Source organism: Piscinibacter gummiphilus (assembly GCF_002116905.1).
Taxonomy (GTDB): Bacteria; Pseudomonadota; Gammaproteobacteria; order Burkholderiales; family Burkholderiaceae_C; genus Rhizobacter; species Rhizobacter gummiphilus.
Window position 1 is genome coordinate 1297915 of sequence record NZ_CP015118.1, and the last position, 18595, is coordinate 1316509.

Here is an 18595-nt window from a genome sequence, read left to right on the forward strand (position 1 = left end):
CACGGACGCGGGGTCCGGCAATGCCCTATCATCAGCCGCTTGCGGACAAAATCTCCGCCCGCACACCTCCCGAAGGCGAATGAGTTCACCCCCCGTCGATTCCCCTGATGCCCCCAACCCGCTGATCGAGCTGCGCAACGTGACCTGTGGTTACGGCGACAGGGTGGTCCTCGAGAACGTCAACCTCACCGTGCCCCGGGGCAAGGTGCTGGCCTTGATGGGCACCTCGGGCGGCGGCAAGACCACCGTGCTCCGGCTGGTCGGGCGCCTGCTCGCCCCCATGAGCGGGCAGGTGATGTTCGATGGCGTCGACCTCGCCACCCTCGACACCGACGGCCTCTACGCCGCCCGGCGGCGCATGGGCATGCTGTTCCAGTTCGGCGCGCTGTTCACCGACCTCTCGGTGTTCGACAACGTGGCCTTCCCGCTGCGCGAGCACACGAACCTCAGCGAGGCGATGGTCCACGACCTCGTGCTGATGAAGCTCAACGCCGTGGGCCTGCGCGGTGCCCGCGACCTGCTGCCGTCGCAGGTTTCCGGCGGCATGGCGCGCCGCGTGGCGCTCGCCCGGGCCATCGCGCTCGACCCCGAGCTGATCATGTACGACGAGCCCTTCGCCGGCCTCGACCCCATCTCGATGAGCGTGGCCGCCACGCTCATCCGCGACTTGAACCGTGCCCTCGGCATCACGAGCATCGTCGTGTCCCACGACGTGGACGAGACCTTCCTGATCGCCGACCACGTGGTCTTCGTCGCCAACGGCCGCATCGTCGCCCAGGGCTCGCCCGAGGAGATGCGCGCGAGCACCGACCCGCTCGTGCAGCAGTTCGTGGGCGGCCAGCCCGACGGGCCGGTGCGGTTCCATTACCCGGCCGCGCCGCTCGAGCAGGACTTCGGCGTCGGCGGAGGTGCCCGATGAACTGGCTCAGCCCATCCGCCGTGGGGCTCGCCGTTCGCGGCAAGCTCGCCGACATCGGCCAGGCCACGTTCCTCTTCTGGCAGCTGGTGCGCCTCGCGGGCGCCACCTTCGGCCGCTTCCGCCTCGTGCTCGACCAGGTGTTCTTCATCGGCAACCGGTCGCTGTCGATCATCTCGGTGTCGGGCCTGTTCGTGGGCTTCGTGCTCGCGCTGCAGGGCTACTACACGCTGCAGCGCTACGGCTCCGCCGAGGCGGTGGGCCTGCTCGTGGCGCTGTCCCTCGTGCGCGAACTGGGGCCGGTGGTCACGGCGCTGCTGTTCGCCGGCCGCGCAGGCACCTCGCTCACCGCCGAGATCGGCCTCATGAAGGCGGGCGAGCAGCTCGTCGCCATGGAGATGATGGCGGTGGATCCCGTGAAGCGGGTGCTCGCACCTCGCTTTTGGGGGGGTGTCGTCGCGATGCCATTGCTGGCGGCGGTGTTCAGCGCAGTGGGTATCCTTGGCGGTTGGCTGGTCGCGGTCGTGCTGATCGGGATCGACCCGGGGTCGTTCTGGTCCCAGATGCAGGGTGGCGTCGACGTCTGGGCGGACGTGGGCAACGGCATCGTGAAGAGCGTGGTGTTCGGCTTCACCGTGACCTTCATCGCGCTGCTCCAGGGGTTCAGCTGCAAGCCCACGCCCGATGGCGTGGCCCAGGCCACCACCCGCACCGTGGTGATGGCCTCGCTTTCCGTGCTGGCGCTCGACTTCGTGTTGACCGCCATGATGTTTTCGATTTGAGGAGCGACGACGTGCAGAAGTCTCGTCATGACGTGTGGGTGGGGCTGTTCGTGCTGATCGGCGCGGCCGCCATCCTGTTCCTGGCCCTGCGGGCCGGCAACCTGCTGAGCCTGAACTTCGGCGAAACCTACGCCGTGACGGCCCGGTTCGACAACATCGGCGGCCTCAAGCCCCGGGCGGCGGTCAAGAGCGCCGGGGTCGTGATCGGCCGGGTCGAGTCCATCACCTTCGACAGCAAGACCTTCCAGGCGCGCGTGCAGCTGCAGCTCGAGAAGAAGTTCGAGTTCCCGAAGGACAGCATCGCGAAGATCCTCACGTCGGGCCTGCTCGGCGAACAGTACATCGGCCTCGAGCCTGGCGCGGACGAGAAGGTGCTCGTCGCCAACGACACCATCAAGCAGACGCAGGACGCGGTCGTGCTCGAGAACCTGATCAGCCAGTTCCTCTACAGCAAGGCCGCCGAGCCTGCAGCGCCCGCGGCCGCCGGGGCAGGGGCGAAGAAGTGAGACGTCTCCTTGCCGCGTCGCTCGCCGCCGGGGTCCTGGCCCTGGGGACGGGCTGCGCCACGGCACCGCCTCCGGCCGCGCCCGGGGCCGACGCCGCCGCGGCGCCGAAGCCCGCGCCGAAGACCGATCCGTGGGAGAACTGGAACCGCAAGGTGTTCGCGTTCAACGACGCGGTTGACTCGGCGGTGATCCGTCCCGTGGCCACGTTCTACGCGAACGTGGTGCCGCAGTTCATGCGCACCGGCGTGACCAACTTCTTCGGCAACTTCGCGGATGCCTGGTCGGCCGTCAACAACCTGCTGCAGCTCAAGCTCGCCGACACGGGGCAGGACGTGGCCCGCGTCACCACGAACTCGCTGTTCGGCGTGGCCGGCCTCATCGACGTGGCCACGGTGGCGGGCATCGACAGCCAGCGCGAGGACTTCGGCCAGACCCTGGGCCGCTGGGGCGTGAAGCCCGGCCCGTACGTGGTTTGGCCACTGTTCGGGCCGTCCACGCTGCGCGACTCGGTCGCGCTGCCACTCGACCGCTACTGGGGCCCCACGCTCGCTTTCGCCGACACCAGCACCCAGATCGCCCTCGGCAGCCTGGGCCTGCTCAACGAACGTGCGAACCTGCTCCCCACGAGCCGCATGCTCGACGACATGGCGCTCGACAAGTACGTCTTCGTGCGCGATGCCTACCTGCAGCGCCGCCGCAGTCTGGTCTACGATGGCAACGAGCCCGACGACGAGGAAGACGATTTCGAGGCGGATCCCGAGCCGCCCGCCGAGGCCGCCTCTGCGCCGGCCGCCCCGGCTTCTGCCGCCAGCGCGCCCGCCCAATGACCCGGATCCGAGACAACCGATCGCCGGTGTGCTGCGTTGTGTGAACCAACGGGCCCGCGGAGCGAACTCTCCGCCCGCGATCCCGTCCAATGCCGGGTCGACCATCCGGCGACATGAAAGGATTACCGAATGCGAATGAAACAACTGATGTCGTGGGTTGCCGCCGTGGGCTTCGTGGCCGCGAGCGCCGTCGCCCAGGCCCAGCAGGCCCCCGATGAACTGGTGCGCCAGGTCTCGAGCGAGGTGCTCGACGCCGCCAAGGCCGACAAGTCCATCCAGGCCGGCGACCTGAAGAAGATCTCCGCGCTCGTGGAAGCCAAGGTGCTGCCGCACGTGAACTTCACCCGCATGACGGCCAAGACCATCGGCCCGCAGTGGAACAAGGCCACGCCCGAGCAGAAGCAGAAGGTGCAGGAGGAGTTCCGCACGCTGCTGCTGCGCACGTACGCCGGCGCGCTGTCGCAGGTCAAGGACCAGACCGTCGAGGTGCGCCCCGTCAAGGACGTGTCCGACGATTCCAACGTGCTGGTGCGCAGCGAGATTCGTGGCAAGGGCCAGCCGATCCAGCTCGACTACCGCCTCGAGAAGGCCGGTGACGGCTGGAAGATCTGGGACGTGAACGTGTCGGGCCTGTGGCTCGTCACCACCTACCAGGGCCAGTTCAAGCCCGTGGTGAGCCAGAGCGGCATCGACGGTGTCATCAAGCTGCTGCAGGACCTGAACAAGGCCGCGGCGACGCGCACCTGAGCGGCCCCATGCTGATCCTGCCTGCCATCATCACGAGCCGGGAGGCCCGCGACACGCAGCGCATGCTCGCTCAGGCGCTGCAGCAGGAGGCCAAGGCGCCTGGCGAGGCCGAGGTCACGGTCGACGCGTCGGGCCTCCAGCGCTTCGACTCGTCGGCGCTGGCCGTGCTGCTCGAATGCCAGCGCCTGGCCAAGGCCTGGGGCAAGGGCTTCGCGGTGCGGCATGCGCCGGCGAAGCTGGCCGACCTGGCGCGGCTTTATGGGGTCGACGTGCTGCTGATGCCCGAGGCCGTGCCGGCCACGGCTACGACGGCCTGAAGAAACAACCGTCATCCCGGCGAAGGCCGGGACCCTCGCTGCGCTTTGAAGGCGCTGGCGTGGGCCTCGTCTGGCGGTTCGTCTGCAGCCGCCCAGGGCCCCGGCATCCGCCGGGGTGACAGGCTTCTCTTTTTTCTGCCGCGCTCACTGCTCCTCGTCCCACGCGAAGTTGTCGCGCGCCACCAGCGCACTGGCCGCGGCGGGCCCCCACGTGCCGGCGGCGTAGGGCCGCGGCCCCGCCTGGTCCTTCGACCAGGCCTGCAGGATGGGCTCGACGAACCGCCAGGCCTGCTCCTGCTCGTCGCTGCGCACGAAGAGGTTGAGCCGGCCGGCGAGGGCGTCGAGCAGCAGGCGTTCGTAGGCGCCCACGCGGTTCTCGGCGAAGGCCTTGTCGAAGTCCAGGTCGAGCGACACCGGTGACAGCGCCTCCTGCTGGTTCGCGCCCTTGGCCGCCAGCAGGTGCAGCTCGAGGCCGTCCTCCGGCTGCAGCTTGATCACGAGCTTGTTCGGCGCGTTGAAGCCCGGGAAGATGTTGTGCGGCGTGGGCCGGAAGTTCACGACGATCTGGGCCTCGCGCGAGGCGAGACGCTTGCCGGTGCGCAGGTAGAACGGCACCCCGGCCCAGCGCCAGTTCTGCACCTCGGTGCGCAGCGCCACGAAGGTCTCGCAGCGGCTGTCGGCGGGCACGTTCTGCTCCTGCAGGAAGCCCACCGCCGGGTGGCCGGCCGCGTTGCCCGGGCGGTACTGGCCGCGCACCACGTCGCGGCCCACGCTGTCTTCCGTGAACGGCTTGAGCGAGCGCAGCACCTTGAGCTTCTCGTCGCGGATGGCGTCGGCGTCGTTGCTGGACGGCGGCTCCATGGCCACCATGGTGAGCAGCTGCAGCGCGTGGTTCTGCACCATGTCGCGCAGCGCGCCCGTCTGGTTGTAGAACTCGCCGCGGGTGCCCACGCCCAGCGATTCGGCGAGGGTGATCTGGATGTTGGCGATGCTCTCGCGCCGCCACAGCGGCTCGAAGAGCGCGTTGCCGAAGCGCAGTGCCATCAGGTTCTGCACCGACGGCTTGCCGAGGTAGTGGTCGATGCGGAAGGCCTGCGTCTCGCTGAACACCGACCGCACCACGCGGTTGATCTCCTGCGCGCTCGCCAGGTCGTGGCCCAGCGGCTTCTCGAGCACCACTCGCACCTGCGGGCCGTTCAGGCCCGCGGCGCCCAGCTGCTCGCAGATCATCGGGAACAGGTGGGGGCTGGTGGCGAGGTACAGCACGGCCGAATCGGCGCCGCGCCCCTGCAGCCACGATTTCAGCCGGGCGTAGTCGGCCGGCTGGGACAGGTCCATGCGGCGGTAGTGCAGCAGCTCGGCGAAACGGGCGAACTCCTCGTCGTTCGGCCGCTTCGCATCGTCCACCTCCTGGAAGCGCTCCTTGAGCCACGCGCGGTACTGCTCGTCGGACAACTCGTCGCGGGCCACCGACAGGATGCGGCCCGCGGCGGGCAGCTTGCCGTGGCGGAAGGCCTGGAACAGGGCGGGCATCAGCTTGCGCCAGGTGAGGTCGCCGGTGCCGCCGAAGAAGACGAGGTCGAAAGACATCAATGCAGTCGGGTGTTGGGGGTGCGGGTCATGGTGCCGAAGTATGCTGGGAGCGTCAACGCGGCCCGCTCTGCGGTCTCGCTCTGCGGTCTAATAGCAGCTCCTCGTGGAGCTTCCGAACATGAACCAACTCGACCAACTCAAGCAGTTCACCACCGTCGTGGCGGACACCGGCAACTTCAAGGAACTCGCGGCCTTCGCCCCGCGCGACGCCACCACGAACCCCTCGCTGATCCTGAAGGCGGTGCAGCAGCCCGACTACGCGCCGCTGCTGTCCGAGACCGTGGCCGCCCACCGCGGTGCCCGCCTCGACGAGGTGGTCGACGAGGTGCTGGTGCGCTTCGGCATGGAGATCCTGAAGGTCGTGCCGGGCCGCGTCTCCACCGAGGTGGACGCCCGCCTGAGCTTCGACACGGCCGCCACCGTGGCCCGCGCCCGCCGCATCATGGCGCTGTACGAGGCCCGCGGCATCGGCCGTGACCGCGTGCTCATCAAGATCGCCTCCACGTGGGAAGGCATCCAGGCCGCGCGCATCCTCGAGCACGACGGCATCCACTGCAACCTGACGCTGCTGTTCTCGTTCTGCCAGGCCGTGGCCTGCGGCGAGGCCGGCGTGAAGCTCATCTCTCCGTTCGTGGGGCGCATCTACGACTGGTACAAGAAGTCGGCCGGCGCCGGGTGGGACGAGGCCGCCAACGCGCTGTCGAACGACCCGGGTGTGAAGTCGGTGGCACAGATCTACACGTACTACAAGAAGTTCGACATCGACACCGAGGTCATGGGCGCGAGCTTCCGCAACCTGGGCCAGATCCAGGCGCTGGCCGGCTGCGACCTGCTCACCATCAGCCCCGACCTGCTCGCCAAGCTGCAGGCCACCGACGCCCCGCTGCCGCGCGTGCTCGACCCCAAGGCCGCGAAAAACGCTCCCATCCACGCCAGCACCCACAACGAGGCGAGCTTCCGCCTCGCGCTGAACGACGACGCGATGGCCACCGAGAAGCTCGCCGAAGGCATCCGCGCGTTCGCGGTCGACGCCGGCAAGCTCGACACCATGATCGAAGGACTCACGAAATGACGTTCACCCGGGGTGACCGCACCGAAGCCTGGGCCGCGCTGGCCGGGCACTACGAGGCCCATGGCCGCGACTTCGACATCCGCGAGGCCTTCGCCCGCGACCCGGGCCGCTTCGAGGCGCTCGGCTTCGACGCGCCGGGCCTCTATGCCGACCTGTCGAAGAACCGCGTCGACACCGCCACGCTGCACTTCCTGCACGACCTCGCGCACGAGTGCGGCGTCGAGGCGCGCCGTGACGCGATGCTGCGCGGCGACCCCATCAACACCACCGAAGGCCGCGCCGTGCTGCACACCGCGCTGCGCGCGCCCCGCGGCAAGGGGCCGTTCAGCCACGACGTGCACCAGGTGCTCGACGCCATGCTCGCGTACGTGGAGCAGGTGCGCGACACCGCGGCCAGCGGCATCCGCCACGTGGTCAACATCGGCATCGGTGGCAGCGATCTGGGGCCCCAGATGGTGATCCCGGCGCTCGACGCCTTCGTGCATCCGGGCATCACGTTCCACTTCGTGTCGAACGTCGACGGCCACGACATCGCCCCGGTGCTGCGCCGTCTCAAGCCGTCGGAGACGCTGTTCGTCATCGCGAGCAAGACGTTCACGACGCAGGAGACCATGGCCAACGCCCAGGTGGCGAAGGCCTGGTTCGAAGCCAACGGCGGTACCGACATCGCCAAGCACTTCGTGGCCACCACCACGAACGTGCAGGCGGCCGCGGCCTTCGGCATCACCACCACGTTCGGTTTCTGGGACTGGGTGGGCGGGCGCTACTCGCTGTGGTCGGCCATCGGGCTGCCCATCGCGCTGGCGATCGGCGGCGACCACTTCCGCGCGCTGCTGGCCGGCGCCCACGCGATGGACCGCCATTTCGCCGAAACCCCGGCGCCGAAGAACCTGCCGCTGGTGCTGGGCCTGCTCGACGTCTGGTACCGCAACTTCCACGGCTTCACGAGCCGCAGCGTCGCGCCGTACCACCAGGGCCTGCGCCGGTTCCCCGCGTACCTGCAGCAGCTCGAGATGGAAAGCAACGGCAAGCGCGTCGACCTCGACGGCGAACTGCTGCCGTTCGGCACCAGCCCGGTCGTCTGGGGCGAACCCGGCACCAACGGCCAGCACGCGTACTTCCAGATGCTGCACCAGGGCACCGACGTGATCCCGGTCGAGTTCATCCTGGTCAAGCACCCCACGCACGGCTTCTCCGACCTGCAGACCAAGCTGCTGGCCAACGGCCTCGCGCAGAGCCAGGCGCTGATGCTCGGCAAGACGGCCGACGAGGCCGCCACCGAAAAGGCGCCCACCGCCTCGGCCGACCTCGACCGGGGCGTGCTGTCGCGCCACCGCAGCTTCCCGGGCAACCGCCCGAGCACCACGTTCCTGATCGACCAGCTGAACCCGCATGCGCTCGGCGCACTCATCGCGCTGTACGAGCACCGCGTGTTCGTGAGCGGTGCCATCTGGGGCATCAACAGCTTCGACCAGTGGGGCGTCGAGCTCGGCAAGGCGTTGTGCAACGACCTGCTGCCGCGGCTCGCTTCCGGCGAGACGAAGGGGCTGGACGGTTCCACCGCCGGCCTGCTCAAGCGCCTGCGCGGTTGATGCCACCATGAGGTTCTCGAGCCGGGCGCTGGCCATCGCGCCGTTCTTCGCGATGGAGTTCGGCAAACGGGCCGCCGCCCTCGAGGCGCAGGGGCGGCACGTCGTCAAGCTGAGCCTCGGCGAACCCGACTTCGGGGCGCCGCCCGCGGTGCTGCAGGCGCTGCAGCGCGTGGCGGGCGAGGGCGGCCTGCCGTACACCGCGGCGCTGGGCCTGCCCGCGCTGCGCGAGGCCATCGCCGGCTTCTACCGGCAGGCGCATGGCGTCGACATCGACCCGTCCCGCGTGGTGGTGACGGCCGGGGCCTCCGCCGCGCTGCTGCTCGTCACCGCGGCGCTGGTCGAACCCGGCGACCAGGTGATCGTGGGCGACCCGTCGTACCCCTGCAACCGGCAGTTCCTCAGCAGCTTCGGCGCCGACGTGACGCTCGTGCCCACGAGCGCCGCCACGCGGTTCCAGCTCGACCTGGCCAGCGTGACGGCGCACTGGACCGAGCGCACGCGCGGCCTGATGATCGCCACGCCATCGAATCCCACGGGCACGTCGGTGACCTCCACCGAGCTGGCGGCCCTGTGCGAGTGGGCGCGCAGCCGCGGCGCATGGCGCCTCGTCGACGAGATCTACCTCGACCTGGCCGATGCCGCTCCCGACGGCAGCCCGGCCCGCAGCGTGCTGTCGTTCGACCCGGGTGCGGTGGTGGTCAACAGTTTCTCGAAGTACTTCGGCATGACCGGCTGGCGGCTCGGCTGGTGCATCGTGCCCGACGAGATGGTGCCGGTGATGGAGCGGCTGGCCCAGAACTACTACATCTGCGCGTCCACGCCGGCCCAGCAGGCGGCGCTCGCCTGTTTCACCCCCGAGTCGCTCGCGGTGTGCGAGGAACGCCGCGCCGAGTTCCTGGCCCGGCGCACGCTGGTGCTGGAGGGCCTGGCCCGCATCGGCCTGCCCGTGCCGGTACCGCCCGACGGCGCCTTCTACGTCTACTTCGACGTGCGCGGCACGGGGCTCGACGCGATGCGCTTCTGCGAACGGGCGCTCGACGAGGCCCTGGTGGCGCTCACGCCGGGCAACGACTTCGGTTTGTGCGGGGGCGATGCCCACGTGCGGCTGTCGTACGCCGCGTCGCGCGAGGAACTGGCGGAAGGGCTGGCCCGGCTGGCGGGGTTCGTGGACGGTCTGCGGTCCTCCGCGGGCTGAACTCGGGACCCGCCGGAGGGTCCAACCGACCGGGGTGGCCTCGTTCGCGGGGCGGGCGAGGGCCCCGTGACCGACCGACGGTCGGGGCCGGAGAGGGCGAGGGATCCAGTGTGTCCATCCGACCGCGCCGCGGTGAGGAGAATGGACATGAAAGTGCTGATCACCATCGATGGTTCCGACCGGGCGCTGCGTGCGATCGATGCCGTGGCGGGCTTGTCGCAGAACCTGGCCGACACGGAAGTCATCCTGTTGAACGTCCGCGAGCGAGCCCACCACTACGGCGACTTCCCCCCGTTCGATGCCGAATCGGTGGAGGCGCGGCAGCAGGCCGCCCAGGACGACATGCTGCAAGCGGCCGCTCGCCATGCGGCCACGTGCGGCCTCACCCGGGTCTCGCATGCGGCCGCCCACGGCGTGCCGGCCTCCGAGATCGTGCGGGTGGCCCGGGAACGGGCGGTCGACCAGATCGCGATGGGCACGCACGGCCGCACAGCACTGGGCGGGCTGTTCCTCGGCTCGGTGGCGCAGCGGGTGCTGCACCTGAGCGAAACGCCGCTGCTGCTGGTCAAGTGAACCAGCGGCGCCGCGGCCCGGGTTTCTACGCCATCGCCCGCAGGCGGCTGTTGCGCGGCACGCTCGCCAGCAGGAATTCCATCTGGTCGGCGAGGATGCGGCGCCCGCGCAGGATCATGTCCTCGTGCAGGCTGGGCACGTACGGCAGGTAGAGCAGCGACATGTGCGCTTCCTCCGGCAGCCGGTTGCCCTTGCGGCCGTTGCAGTTGCGGCACGCGGTGATGCAGTTCATCCAGGTGTCGTGCCCGCCGCGGGAGGTGGGCACGATGTGTTCGCGGGTGAGGTCGTCGGCGTGGAAGTGGCCGCCGCAGTAGGCGCACACCAGCCGGTCGCGCGAGAAGAGCTTCGGGTTCGACAGCGCCGGCGCCTGCCGCCAGGCCCGGCTGGGGATGGCCCCCCGCACCGCGATGATGGGGTGCACCTCGATGCGCGACTGGAGGCCCGTGCAGCGCTGCATGCCGCCGCGCAGCACATAAAAGGCGTCTCCCAGCGTCCACGCCACGCCGTCGCTGGCATAGATGACCGCTGCTTCCTTGGCCGAGATCCACGACTGGGGACGGCCGGACACATCGAGCTGGAGGACTTCCACGGATGACTCTCCTTGTAGGCAGAGCGTAAACCAATCCGGCGGGTTTGCCTAAATTGCAGGCAGGTTGTCGGCGGTTGTGCACACCGCGGCCGCCTTCATCAAGGGGTCATGGGCGACCGGCAGGGTGCTTCGCACCGATTTTGCGGGTTAACCCTGACTCTGACGGCAGCTTTCCGCGGAACGATGCCGATTCGATCGCCTCCGCACCCTCATCCCCCAAAAAAAGTCTGTCGCCCTGCAGACATGGGCTTGATTTTTCTGCAAAATAGAACGATCGTTCGTTTCTTTCCAGACCCGGAAACCTGCCGTGACCGAACCGACCACCGCTCCATCCCGCGCTTCGCGCGACCTGCCGAAGACCCTCCAGAAGGGCCAGCAGACGCGCGCCACCATCCTCGAGGCCGCCCTGAGCCTCGCGTCGCACATGGGACTCGAGGGATTGTCCATCGGGGCGCTGGCCGATGTCACGCGCATGAGCAAGTCGGGCGTGTTCGCCCACTTCGGCTCGCGCGAGGAACTGCAGATCTCGGTCATCCGCGAGTACCACACCAAGTTCGAGGAAGAAGTCTTCCACCCGGCGATGCGCGTGCAGCGCGGCCTGCCGCGCCTGCGCGCGCTGTTCGACCGCTGGGTCAAGCGCGTGACGGTCGAACTGGACTCCGGTTGCATCTACATCAGCGGCGCCGTCGAGTTCGACGACCGTCCGGGTCCCGTGCGTGACGCACTCGTCGAGATGGTGGCCGCGTGGCAGGCCGCGCTCGGCAAGGCCATCGCACTCGCCGTGTCGGAGGGCCACCTGCGCTCCGATACCGACACCGCCCAGATGCTGTTCGAGGTGCATGGCCTGATCCTGGCCCTGCACCACGACGCCCGCTTCCTGCGCATCCCCGGCGCCCTCGACCGGGTGCGTGTTTCGTTCGAGCGTGTCGTGAATTACTACGCCACGCCCGCTGGCCTCGAGTTGTCGGCCGCTTCCACCCAGCCTGCCCGCAAGGCACGCGGCTGATCTTCACTTTCCCCTTTTCCAGAAATCCCGAAGGAGTTCATGATGGCCCAGTACACCCCGCCCCTGCGCGACATGCAGTTCGTGATGCACGAAGTGCTGAACGTGACCGATGAACTCAAGACGCTGCCGCCGTACGCCGACGTCGACGCCGACACCATCAACGCGGTGATCGAGGAAGGCGGCAAGTTCGCCTCGCAGGTGATCTTCCCGATCAACCTGAGCGGCGACCAGGAAGGCTGCACGCTGGACAAGACCACGCACGAGGTCTCCCCGCCGAAGGGCTTCAAGGAAGCCTACAAGACGTACGTCGAAGGTGGCTGGCCCGCGCTGAGCTGCGACCCGGCCTACGGCGGCCAGGGCCTGCCGCACCTGGTGAACCAGTGCCTCTACGAGATGATGAACTCGGGCAACCAGGCCTGGACGATGTACCCCGGCCTGTCGCACGGCGCGTACGAAGCCCTGCACGCCCACGGCACCGACGAGCAGAAGAAGACCTACCTGCCCAAGCTGACGAGCGGCGAGTGGACCGGCACGATGTGCCTGACCGAACCGCACTGCGGCACCGACCTCGGCCTGCTGCGCACGAAGGCGGAACCGCAGGCGGACGGCACGTACAAGATCACCGGCGCGAAGATCTTCATCTCGGCCGGCGAACACGACATGACCGAGAACATCATCCACCTGGTGCTGGCCCGCCTGCCGGACGCCCCCGTGGGCTCGAAGGGCATCTCGCTCTTCGTGGTGCCGAAGTTCAACGTCAACGCCGACGGCAGCATCGGCTCGCGCAATCCGATCTTCTGCACGGGCCTCGAGCACAAGATGGGCATCCACGGCAACGCCACCGCGCAGCTGACGCTCGACGGCGCCGTGGGCACGCTCGTGGGCCAGCCGAACAAGGGCCTGCAGGCCATGTTCGTGATGATGAACGCCGCCCGCCTGGGCGTGGGCATGCAGTCCCTCGGCCTGACCGAAGTGGCGTACCAGAACGCCGTGGCCTACGCCAAGGACCGCCTGCAGATGCGCGCGCTGTCGGGCCCGAAGGCGCCGGACAAGCCGGCCGACCCGATCATCGTGCACCCGGACGTGCGCAAGATGCTGCTGACCGCCCGCGCCTACGCCGAAGGCGGCCGCGCCCTGGGCCTGTGGACCACGCTGCAGCTCGACAAGGAACTGTCGAGCGACGACGCCGACGTGCGCAAGGAAGCCGGCGACATGGTCGCGCTGATCACGCCCATCATCAAGGCGTTCATCACCGACAACGCCTGGATCTCCACGTCGCACTGCATGCAGGTGTTCGGCGGCCACGGCTACATCGCCGAGTGGGGCATGGAGCAGTACGTCCGTGACGCGCGCATCAACATGATCTACGAAGGCACGAACACCGTGCAGTCGCTCGACCTGCTGGGCCGCAAGATCCTGGCCGACAACGGCGCCAAGCTGCGCAAGTTCGGCAAGATGGTGCAGGACTTCGTCGAGGAAGAGGGCACCAACGAAGCCATGCAGGAGTTCATCAACCCGCTGGCCGACCTGGGCGAGAAGGTCGTCAAGCTGACGACCGAAGTGGGCATGAAGGCCTTCGGCAACCAGGACGAAGTGGGTGCGGCCTCGGTCGACTACCTGCGCGTCGTGGGCCACCTCGTGTTCGGCTACTTCTGGGCCCGCATGGCCAAGGTGGCGCTCGAGAAGCAGGGCGGCGGCGACCCGTTCTACAAGGCCAAGCTCGCCACGGCGCGCTTCTACTTCGCCAAGCTGCTGCCCGAGACGGCATCGCTGATCCGCACCGCGCGCGCCGGCCTGCCGACGCTCGTGGAAATGGAAGAGTCCTGGTTCTGAGCCCCAAAGCCAAGGGAAAAGGAGACCCCATGAAACGTGTGCTGTGCGGCCTCGCCGCTGCCGTCGTGTCCTTCGCTGCCGTGGCGTCCGACGCCACGCCGGTCGGCCTCTGGAAGACGATCGACGATTCGACGAAGAAGGAACGCTCGTACGTGCGCATCACCGAAGCCGGTGGTGTGATCAGCGGCAAGCTCGAGAAGCTGATCGACTCGCCCGACGCCGAGAAGCTCGTCTGCGACAAGTGCACGGATGACCGCAAGGACAAGCCCTTGCTGGGTCTCCAGCTCATCCGCGGCGTCAAGAAGAGCGAAGAGGCCGACAGCGCAAGGTGGGAAGGCGGGACCATTCTTGACCCCGCCAACGGCAAGACCTACAAGGTGCGTCTGACCCCGATCGACGGCGGCAAGAAGCTCGAGGTGCGCGGCTATGTCGGCGCCCCCGTGTTCGGCCGCACCCAAACCTGGGTCCGCGCCGAGTGACCGGCTCGCCGCGACCCCACAACACCCTCCAGGAGAAAACATGAGTCGATTCAATGTCCGCAAGGTGGCCGTGCTCGGCGCCGGCGTGATGGGGGCGCAGATCGCCGCCCATCTGGTGAACGTCAAGGTGCCGGTCGTGCTGTTCGACCTGCCCGCGAAGGAAGGCCCGAAGAACGGCATCGTCACGAAGGCCGTCGAGGGCCTGAAGAAGCTCAAGCCGGCGCCGCTCGGCGTGCCGGAAGACGCCGCGCTGATCCAGCAGGCCAACTACGAAGAGCACAGCGAGCTGCTGCGCGACTGCGACCTCATCATCGAGGCCATCGCCGAGCGCATGGACTGGAAGCTCGACCTCTACACGAAGATCGCGCCGTTCCTGTCGCCGAACGCCATCGTCGCGTCGAACACGTCGGGCCTGTCGATCACGAAGCTGTCGGAAGTGCTGCCGGAGTCGATCAAGCCGAACTTCTGCGGCATCCACTTCTTCAACCCGCCGCGCTACATGGCCCTGGTCGAGCTGATCGCCACGCCCACCACGCGCCCCGAGATCCTCGACCAGCTCGAGTCGTTCGTCACCACCGCGCTCGGCAAGAGCGTCGTGCGTGCGAAGGACACGCCGAACTTCGTCGCCAACCGCGTCGGCATCGCCGGCATCCTGGCCACGTTCAAGGAAGCCGAGAACTACGGCCTGTCCTATGACGTCGTCGACGACCTGACCGGCAAGAAGATGGGCCGCGCCAGCTCCGGCACGTTCCGCACCGCCGACGTGGTGGGCCTCGACACCATGTCGCACGTCATCAAGACGCTGCAGGACAACCTCAAGGACGATCCGTTCTTCCCGAGCTACGCGACCCCCGCGCCGCTGGCCGCGCTGATCGCCAAGGGCGCGCTCGGCCAGAAGACCGGTGCCGGCTTCTACAAGAAGGTCGGCAAGGACATCCTGCGCCTCGACCCGGCCACCGGTGAGTACGTCGCCGGCGGCAAGAAGGCCGACGACATCGTCGCCCGCATCCTGAAGAAGGCCCCGGCCGAACGCCTGAAGCTGCTCCGCGAATCGAGCAACCCGCAGGCGCAGTTCGTGTGGGCCATCCTGCGCAACAGCTTCCACTACGCCGCCGTGCACCTGGCCGACATCGCCGACACCGCGCGCGACATCGACTTCGCCACGCGCTGGGGCTTCGGCGCCTCGCAAGGCCCGTTCGAGCTGTGGCAGCAGGCCGGCTGGAAACAGGTGGCCGAGTGGATCAAGGCCGACATCGACGCCGGCAAGGCCCTCAGCAGCGCCCCGCTGCCCGCCTGGGTGTTCGACGGCCGCGATGGCGTGCACACCGCCGAAGGTTCGTACAGCCCCACGAAGAACGCGTACGTGCCGGTCAGCAAGCTGCCGGTGTACCAGCGCCAGTACTTCCCGGAAGCCGTCTTCGGCAGCGGCGCGGCCGAACCGCTGAAGTCGGGCACCGAGGAGTTCAAGAACGAGGAAGTGCGCGTCTGGACGCTCGACGGCGAGGTGCTGATCGCCAGCATCACCGCGAAGCTGCACCTGATCAGCCCCACCGTGACCGAAGGCCTGCTGAAGGCCGTCGAGATCGCCGAGGCCAAGTACAAGGGCCTCGTGATCTGGTCGCCGGACGACGTGTTCTCGGCCGGTGCGAACCTCGAGGCGCTGATGCCCGTCTTCATGAAGAGCGGCGCCAAGGGCATCGCGCCGGAAGAGAAGAAGCTGCAGGACGCCATGCTGCGCATCCGCTACGCCGCGGTGCCGGTGGTCTCGGCCATCCGCGGCATCGCCCTCGGCGGTGGCTGCGAACTGGCCGTGTACTCGGCCCGCCGCGTCGCCGCGATGGAAAGCTACATGGGCCTCGTGGAAGTGGGCGTGGGCCTGATCCCGGGCGGTGGCGGCCTGACCTACATCGCCCGCCGCGCCGCGGAGATGGCCTCGGCCGGCAACGCCAACGCCGACATCCTGAAGTTCCTGACCGACGGCTTCACCGCCGCCGCGACGGCGAAGGTGGGCACCAGCGCGATCGAGAACCGCAAGAACGGCTACCTGCTGTGGAGCGACGTGATCGTCCCGAACAAGGACGAACTGCTGCACGTCGCCACGCAACAGGCCAAGGCCTTGTTCGAGAGCGGCTACCGCGCCCCGACGAAGTCGGTCTTCCCGGTGGCCGGCCGCAACGGCATCGCCACCATCAAGGCCCAGCTCGTCAACATGCGTGACGGCGGCTTCATCAGCCAGCACGACTTCCACATCGGCGCGCTGATCGCCGACGTGGTGTGCGGCGGCGACGTCGACGCCGGCTCGCTGGTGACCGAGGACTACCTGCTCGCGCTGGAGCGCAAGCACTTCTGCGGGCTGCTCGAGAACCCCAAGACGCAGGAACGCATCATGGGGATGCTCTCGACCGGCAAGCCGGTGCGCAACTGAGCGGCCGCAACCAAGGAACACAGATCATGAGCAAACAAGTTCAAGACGCCTACATCGTCGCCGCCACCCGCACGCCCATCGGCCGCTCCGGCCGCGGCTACTTCCGGAACACGCGTCCGGACGACCTGCTGATCGCCGCGATCCGCAGCGCGCTGTCGCAGGCTCCGGACCTGGACCCGGCCGCGATCGAGGACGCCATCATCGGCTGCTCGTTCCCGGAAGGTGAACAGGGCATGAACATGGCCCGCATCGCCACCGGCCTGGCCCTGCCGAAGCCGGTGGGCGGCGTGACCGTCAACCGCTTCTGCGCCTCGGGCGTCACGGCCATCCAGATGGCTGCCGACCGCATCCGCGTGGGCGAGGCCGACGTGCTGATCGCCGGCGGCGCCGAGTCGATGAGCCTCGTGCCGATGGGCGGCAACAAGCCGTCCTTCAACCCCGAGATCTTCGCGAAGGACGAGAACGTCGGCATCGCCTACGGCATGGGCCTGACCGCCGAGAAGGTGGCCGCGCAGTGGAAGGTCACCCGCGAGCAGCAGGACGCCTTCGCGTACGAGTCGCACATGCGCGCGCTCAAGGCCATCCAGGCCGGCGAGTTCAAGGACGAGATCACCCCGATCGACGTCGTGAGCCGCGTGCCGAACCTGGCCACGGGCGAGCAGATCTCGAAGACGCGCACCGTCGACATCGACGAAGGCCCGCGCCCCGACACCTCGCTCGAAGGCCTCGCCAAGCTGCGCCCCGTGTTCGCCGCCAAGGGCAGCGTCACGGCCGGCAACAGCTCGCAGACGAGCGACGGCGCCGGCGCGCTGATCCTCGCGAGCGAGAAGGCGGTCAAGCAGTTCGGCCTGAAGCCGCTGGCTCGTTTCGTGAGCTTCGCCGCCCGCGGCGTGCCGCCGGAGATCATGGGCATCGGCCCGATCGAAGCCATCCCGGCCGCGCTGAAGTACGCCGGCCTGACGAAGGACCAGATCGACTGGATCGAGCTGAACGAGGCCTTCGCGGCCCAGTCGCTCGCCGTGATCAACAGCATCGGCCTCGACCCGGCCAAGGTGAACCCGATGGGCGGCGCCATTGCGCTGGGCCACCCGCTGGGCGCCACCGGCGCGATCCGCGCGGCCACGGTCGTGCACGCGCTGCGCCGCCACAACCTGAAGTACGGCATGGTCACGATGTGCGTGGGCACGGGCCAGGGCGCTGCCGGCATCTTCGAACGGGTCTGACCCGATCCCCCGGCCAGGCCTTCGCGGCCCGGCCGGGTCTTTCGTTCGGACCGTCCGCGCGGAATCCGCCGATGGACAACCTCTCGTGGCGGCGTCCGATCCCGTAAGATCACCCCCCGAGGAGTTTCCATGACCATCAAGACCGCCGTGCTCAACGGCGTTTACCAGATCGAGATCGCGCGTCCGGAAAAGAAGAACGCGCTGACCGGCGAGATGTACGCCCAGATGGCCGAGGCCCTGACCGCGGCCACGGCCGACGCCGCCGTGCGCAGCGTGCTGATCACCGGCCAGCCGGGCATCTTCACGTCGGGCAACGACATCGAGGACTTCATGAAGCGCGGCGCCCAGCCGGTGGCCGAATCGCCCGCGTTCCAGTTCATGAAGGCGATGATCGCGTGCGACAAGCCCGTCGTGGCCGCCGTCACCGGCGCGGCCATCGGCATCGGCACCACGCTGCTGCTGCACTGCGACCTCGTGTACGTCTCCGACGAGGCTCGCCTCGCGATGCCGTTCGTCACGCTCGGCCTCGTGCCCGAGTTCGGCTCCAGCCTGCTCGTGTCGCAGCTGATGGGTCCGCGCAAGGCGGCCGAGAAGGTGCTGCTGGGCGAGCCGTTCAACGGCGAAGAGGCCGTGAACTGCGGCATCGCCAACGCCGTGCTGCCCGCCGGCGAGGTGCTGAACCACGCCCGCCGCGTGGCCGAGCGTTTCAACGGGCTGCCGCCCGCGGCCATCCGCCACACGAAGAAGCTGCTGCGCCGCGCCAACGCCGACGAGGTGATGGCCGCCATCGCCGCCGAGAACGAGGTGTTCGCGTCGCGCCTGTCCAGCCCCGAGGCGAAGGAGGCGTTCAGCGCCTTCTTCCAGAAGCGCAAGCCCGACTTCAGCCAGTTCAGCTGAGGTCCGCGGCCTCGATCGTCTCC

General features: G+C 68.5%; 18 protein-coding genes. 16 read left to right on the forward strand and 2 right to left on the reverse strand.

Annotated features, from left to right (window positions below):
• Positions 1–79 precede the first annotated feature (79 nt).
• The 6 genes from A4W93_RS05880 (at position 80) to A4W93_RS05905 (ending at position 4095) form a co-directional block, all read left to right on the forward strand.
• Positions 80–919, forward strand: a complete 840-nt coding sequence (locus A4W93_RS05880; RefSeq protein WP_085749727.1) for an ABC transporter ATP-binding protein — start codon at positions 80–82, stop codon at positions 917–919.
• Positions 916–1698, forward strand: a complete 783-nt coding sequence (mlaE, locus tag A4W93_RS05885; RefSeq protein ID WP_085749728.1) for a lipid asymmetry maintenance ABC transporter permease subunit MlaE — start codon at positions 916–918, stop codon at positions 1696–1698. Before A4W93_RS05880 ends, mlaE begins: the two co-directional genes overlap by 4 nt.
• A gap of 11 nt (positions 1699–1709) precedes the next feature.
• Positions 1710–2204: an outer membrane lipid asymmetry maintenance protein MlaD gene (mlaD, locus tag A4W93_RS05890; RefSeq protein ID WP_085749729.1), complete on the forward strand. Its 495-nt coding sequence runs from the start codon at positions 1710–1712 to the stop codon at positions 2202–2204.
• The gene (locus A4W93_RS05895) at positions 2201–3031 is read left to right on the forward strand and encodes an MlaA family lipoprotein (RefSeq protein WP_085749730.1); all 831 of its coding nucleotides are present in this window, start codon (positions 2201–2203) and stop codon (positions 3029–3031) included. The genes mlaD and A4W93_RS05895 overlap by 4 nt, the downstream gene beginning before the upstream one ends.
• A 129-nt stretch (positions 3032–3160) precedes the next feature.
• On the forward strand, positions 3161–3778 hold the full coding sequence (locus A4W93_RS05900; RefSeq protein ID WP_085749731.1) for an MlaC/ttg2D family ABC transporter substrate-binding protein: 618 nt from the start codon (positions 3161–3163) through the stop codon (positions 3776–3778).
• A gap of 8 nt (positions 3779–3786) precedes the next feature.
• Entirely contained in the window at positions 3787–4095 is a 309-nt protein-coding gene (locus tag A4W93_RS05905) for an STAS domain-containing protein (protein WP_085749732.1), read from the forward strand.
• Between the two features lie 144 nt (positions 4096–4239).
• Here A4W93_RS05905 and zwf read toward each other — a convergent pair whose 3' ends face one another.
• Positions 4240–5685 carry a glucose-6-phosphate dehydrogenase gene (zwf, locus tag A4W93_RS05910; RefSeq protein WP_085749733.1) on the reverse strand — a complete coding sequence of 482 codons (1446 nt, stop codon included), beginning with the start codon at positions 5683–5685 and terminating at the stop codon, positions 4240–4242.
• A gap of 121 nt (positions 5686–5806) precedes the next feature.
• Between zwf and tal the strand changes: the two genes are divergently transcribed.
• From tal to A4W93_RS05930, 4 genes are all read left to right on the forward strand, one after another.
• A complete protein-coding gene (tal, locus tag A4W93_RS05915) occupies positions 5807–6760 on the forward strand; it encodes a transaldolase (RefSeq protein ID WP_085749734.1) in 954 nt (317 codons plus the stop codon).
• A complete protein-coding gene (gene pgi, locus A4W93_RS05920; protein WP_085749735.1) occupies positions 6757–8352 on the forward strand; it encodes a glucose-6-phosphate isomerase in 1596 nt (531 codons plus the stop codon). Before tal ends, pgi begins: the two co-directional genes overlap by 4 nt.
• A 7-nt stretch (positions 8353–8359) precedes the next feature.
• Complete coding sequence (locus tag A4W93_RS05925) at positions 8360–9547, forward strand: aminotransferase class I/II-fold pyridoxal phosphate-dependent enzyme (RefSeq protein ID WP_085749736.1); 1188 nt, start codon at positions 8360–8362, stop codon at positions 9545–9547.
• A gap of 147 nt (positions 9548–9694) precedes the next feature.
• On the forward strand, positions 9695–10120 hold the full coding sequence (locus A4W93_RS05930; RefSeq protein ID WP_157782119.1) for a universal stress protein: 426 nt from the start codon (positions 9695–9697) through the stop codon (positions 10118–10120).
• Between the two features lie 25 nt (positions 10121–10145).
• On the opposite strand, the gene A4W93_RS05935 is transcribed toward A4W93_RS05930, so the two are convergent.
• Positions 10146–10709: an HNH endonuclease gene (locus A4W93_RS05935; RefSeq protein WP_085749738.1), complete on the reverse strand. Its 564-nt coding sequence runs from the start codon at positions 10707–10709 to the stop codon at positions 10146–10148.
• A 307-nt stretch (positions 10710–11016) separates the two neighbouring features.
• On the opposite strand from A4W93_RS05935, the gene A4W93_RS05940 reads away from it, so the two are divergent.
• The 6 genes from A4W93_RS05940 (at position 11017) to A4W93_RS05965 (ending at position 18572) form a co-directional block, all read left to right on the forward strand.
• Positions 11017–11715 carry a TetR/AcrR family transcriptional regulator gene (locus A4W93_RS05940; RefSeq protein ID WP_085749739.1) on the forward strand — a complete coding sequence of 233 codons (699 nt, stop codon included), beginning with the start codon at positions 11017–11019 and terminating at the stop codon, positions 11713–11715.
• 42 nt (positions 11716–11757) lie between these two features.
• The gene (locus A4W93_RS05945; protein ID WP_085749740.1) at positions 11758–13548 is read left to right on the forward strand and encodes an acyl-CoA dehydrogenase C-terminal domain-containing protein; all 1791 of its coding nucleotides are present in this window, start codon (positions 11758–11760) and stop codon (positions 13546–13548) included.
• 29 nt (positions 13549–13577) lie between these two features.
• Positions 13578–14027, forward strand: coding sequence for a DUF2147 domain-containing protein (locus A4W93_RS05950; protein ID WP_085749741.1), 450 nt, complete (start codon positions 13578–13580; stop codon positions 14025–14027).
• A 40-nt stretch (positions 14028–14067) separates the two neighbouring features.
• On the forward strand, positions 14068–16452 hold the full coding sequence (locus A4W93_RS05955) for a 3-hydroxyacyl-CoA dehydrogenase/enoyl-CoA hydratase family protein (protein WP_085749742.1): 2385 nt from the start codon (positions 14068–14070) through the stop codon (positions 16450–16452).
• Positions 16453–16478: 26 nt separating this feature from the next.
• Entirely contained in the window at positions 16479–17675 is a 1197-nt protein-coding gene (locus tag A4W93_RS05960) for an acetyl-CoA C-acyltransferase (RefSeq protein ID WP_085749743.1), read from the forward strand.
• Positions 17676–17804: 129 nt separating this feature from the next.
• Complete coding sequence (locus tag A4W93_RS05965) at positions 17805–18572, forward strand: enoyl-CoA hydratase (protein ID WP_085749744.1); 768 nt, start codon at positions 17805–17807, stop codon at positions 18570–18572.
• The last annotated feature ends 23 nt before the right edge of the window (positions 18573–18595 follow it).

Excerpts from the sequence above, each read along its gene's own strand:
- A4W93_RS05880 (WP_085749727.1), top strand. The coding sequence starts at position 80 with ATGAGTTCACCCCCCGTCGATTCCCCTGATGCCCCCAACCCGCTGATC.
- mlaE (WP_085749728.1), top strand. The coding sequence starts at position 916 with ATGAACTGGCTCAGCCCATCCGCCGTGGGGCTCGCCGTTCGCGGCAAG.
- A4W93_RS05900 (WP_085749731.1), top strand. The coding sequence starts at position 3,161 with ATGCGAATGAAACAACTGATGTCGTGGGTTGCCGCCGTGGGCTTCGTG.
- A4W93_RS05905 (WP_085749732.1), top strand. The coding sequence starts at position 3,787 with ATGCTGATCCTGCCTGCCATCATCACGAGCCGGGAGGCCCGCGACACG.
- zwf (WP_085749733.1), bottom strand. The coding sequence starts at position 5,685 with ATGTCTTTCGACCTCGTCTTCTTCGGCGGCACCGGCGACCTCACCTGG.
- tal (WP_085749734.1), top strand. The coding sequence starts at position 5,807 with ATGAACCAACTCGACCAACTCAAGCAGTTCACCACCGTCGTGGCGGAC.
- pgi (WP_085749735.1), top strand. The coding sequence starts at position 6,757 with ATGACGTTCACCCGGGGTGACCGCACCGAAGCCTGGGCCGCGCTGGCC.
- A4W93_RS05925 (WP_085749736.1), top strand. The coding sequence starts at position 8,360 with ATGAGGTTCTCGAGCCGGGCGCTGGCCATCGCGCCGTTCTTCGCGATG.
- A4W93_RS05930 (WP_157782119.1), top strand. The coding sequence starts at position 9,695 with ATGAAAGTGCTGATCACCATCGATGGTTCCGACCGGGCGCTGCGTGCG.
- A4W93_RS05945 (WP_085749740.1), top strand. The coding sequence starts at position 11,758 with ATGGCCCAGTACACCCCGCCCCTGCGCGACATGCAGTTCGTGATGCAC.
- A4W93_RS05950 (WP_085749741.1), top strand. The coding sequence starts at position 13,578 with ATGAAACGTGTGCTGTGCGGCCTCGCCGCTGCCGTCGTGTCCTTCGCT.
- A4W93_RS05955 (WP_085749742.1), top strand. The coding sequence starts at position 14,068 with ATGAGTCGATTCAATGTCCGCAAGGTGGCCGTGCTCGGCGCCGGCGTG.
- A4W93_RS05960 (WP_085749743.1), top strand. The coding sequence starts at position 16,479 with ATGAGCAAACAAGTTCAAGACGCCTACATCGTCGCCGCCACCCGCACG.
- A4W93_RS05965 (WP_085749744.1), top strand. The coding sequence starts at position 17,805 with ATGACCATCAAGACCGCCGTGCTCAACGGCGTTTACCAGATCGAGATC.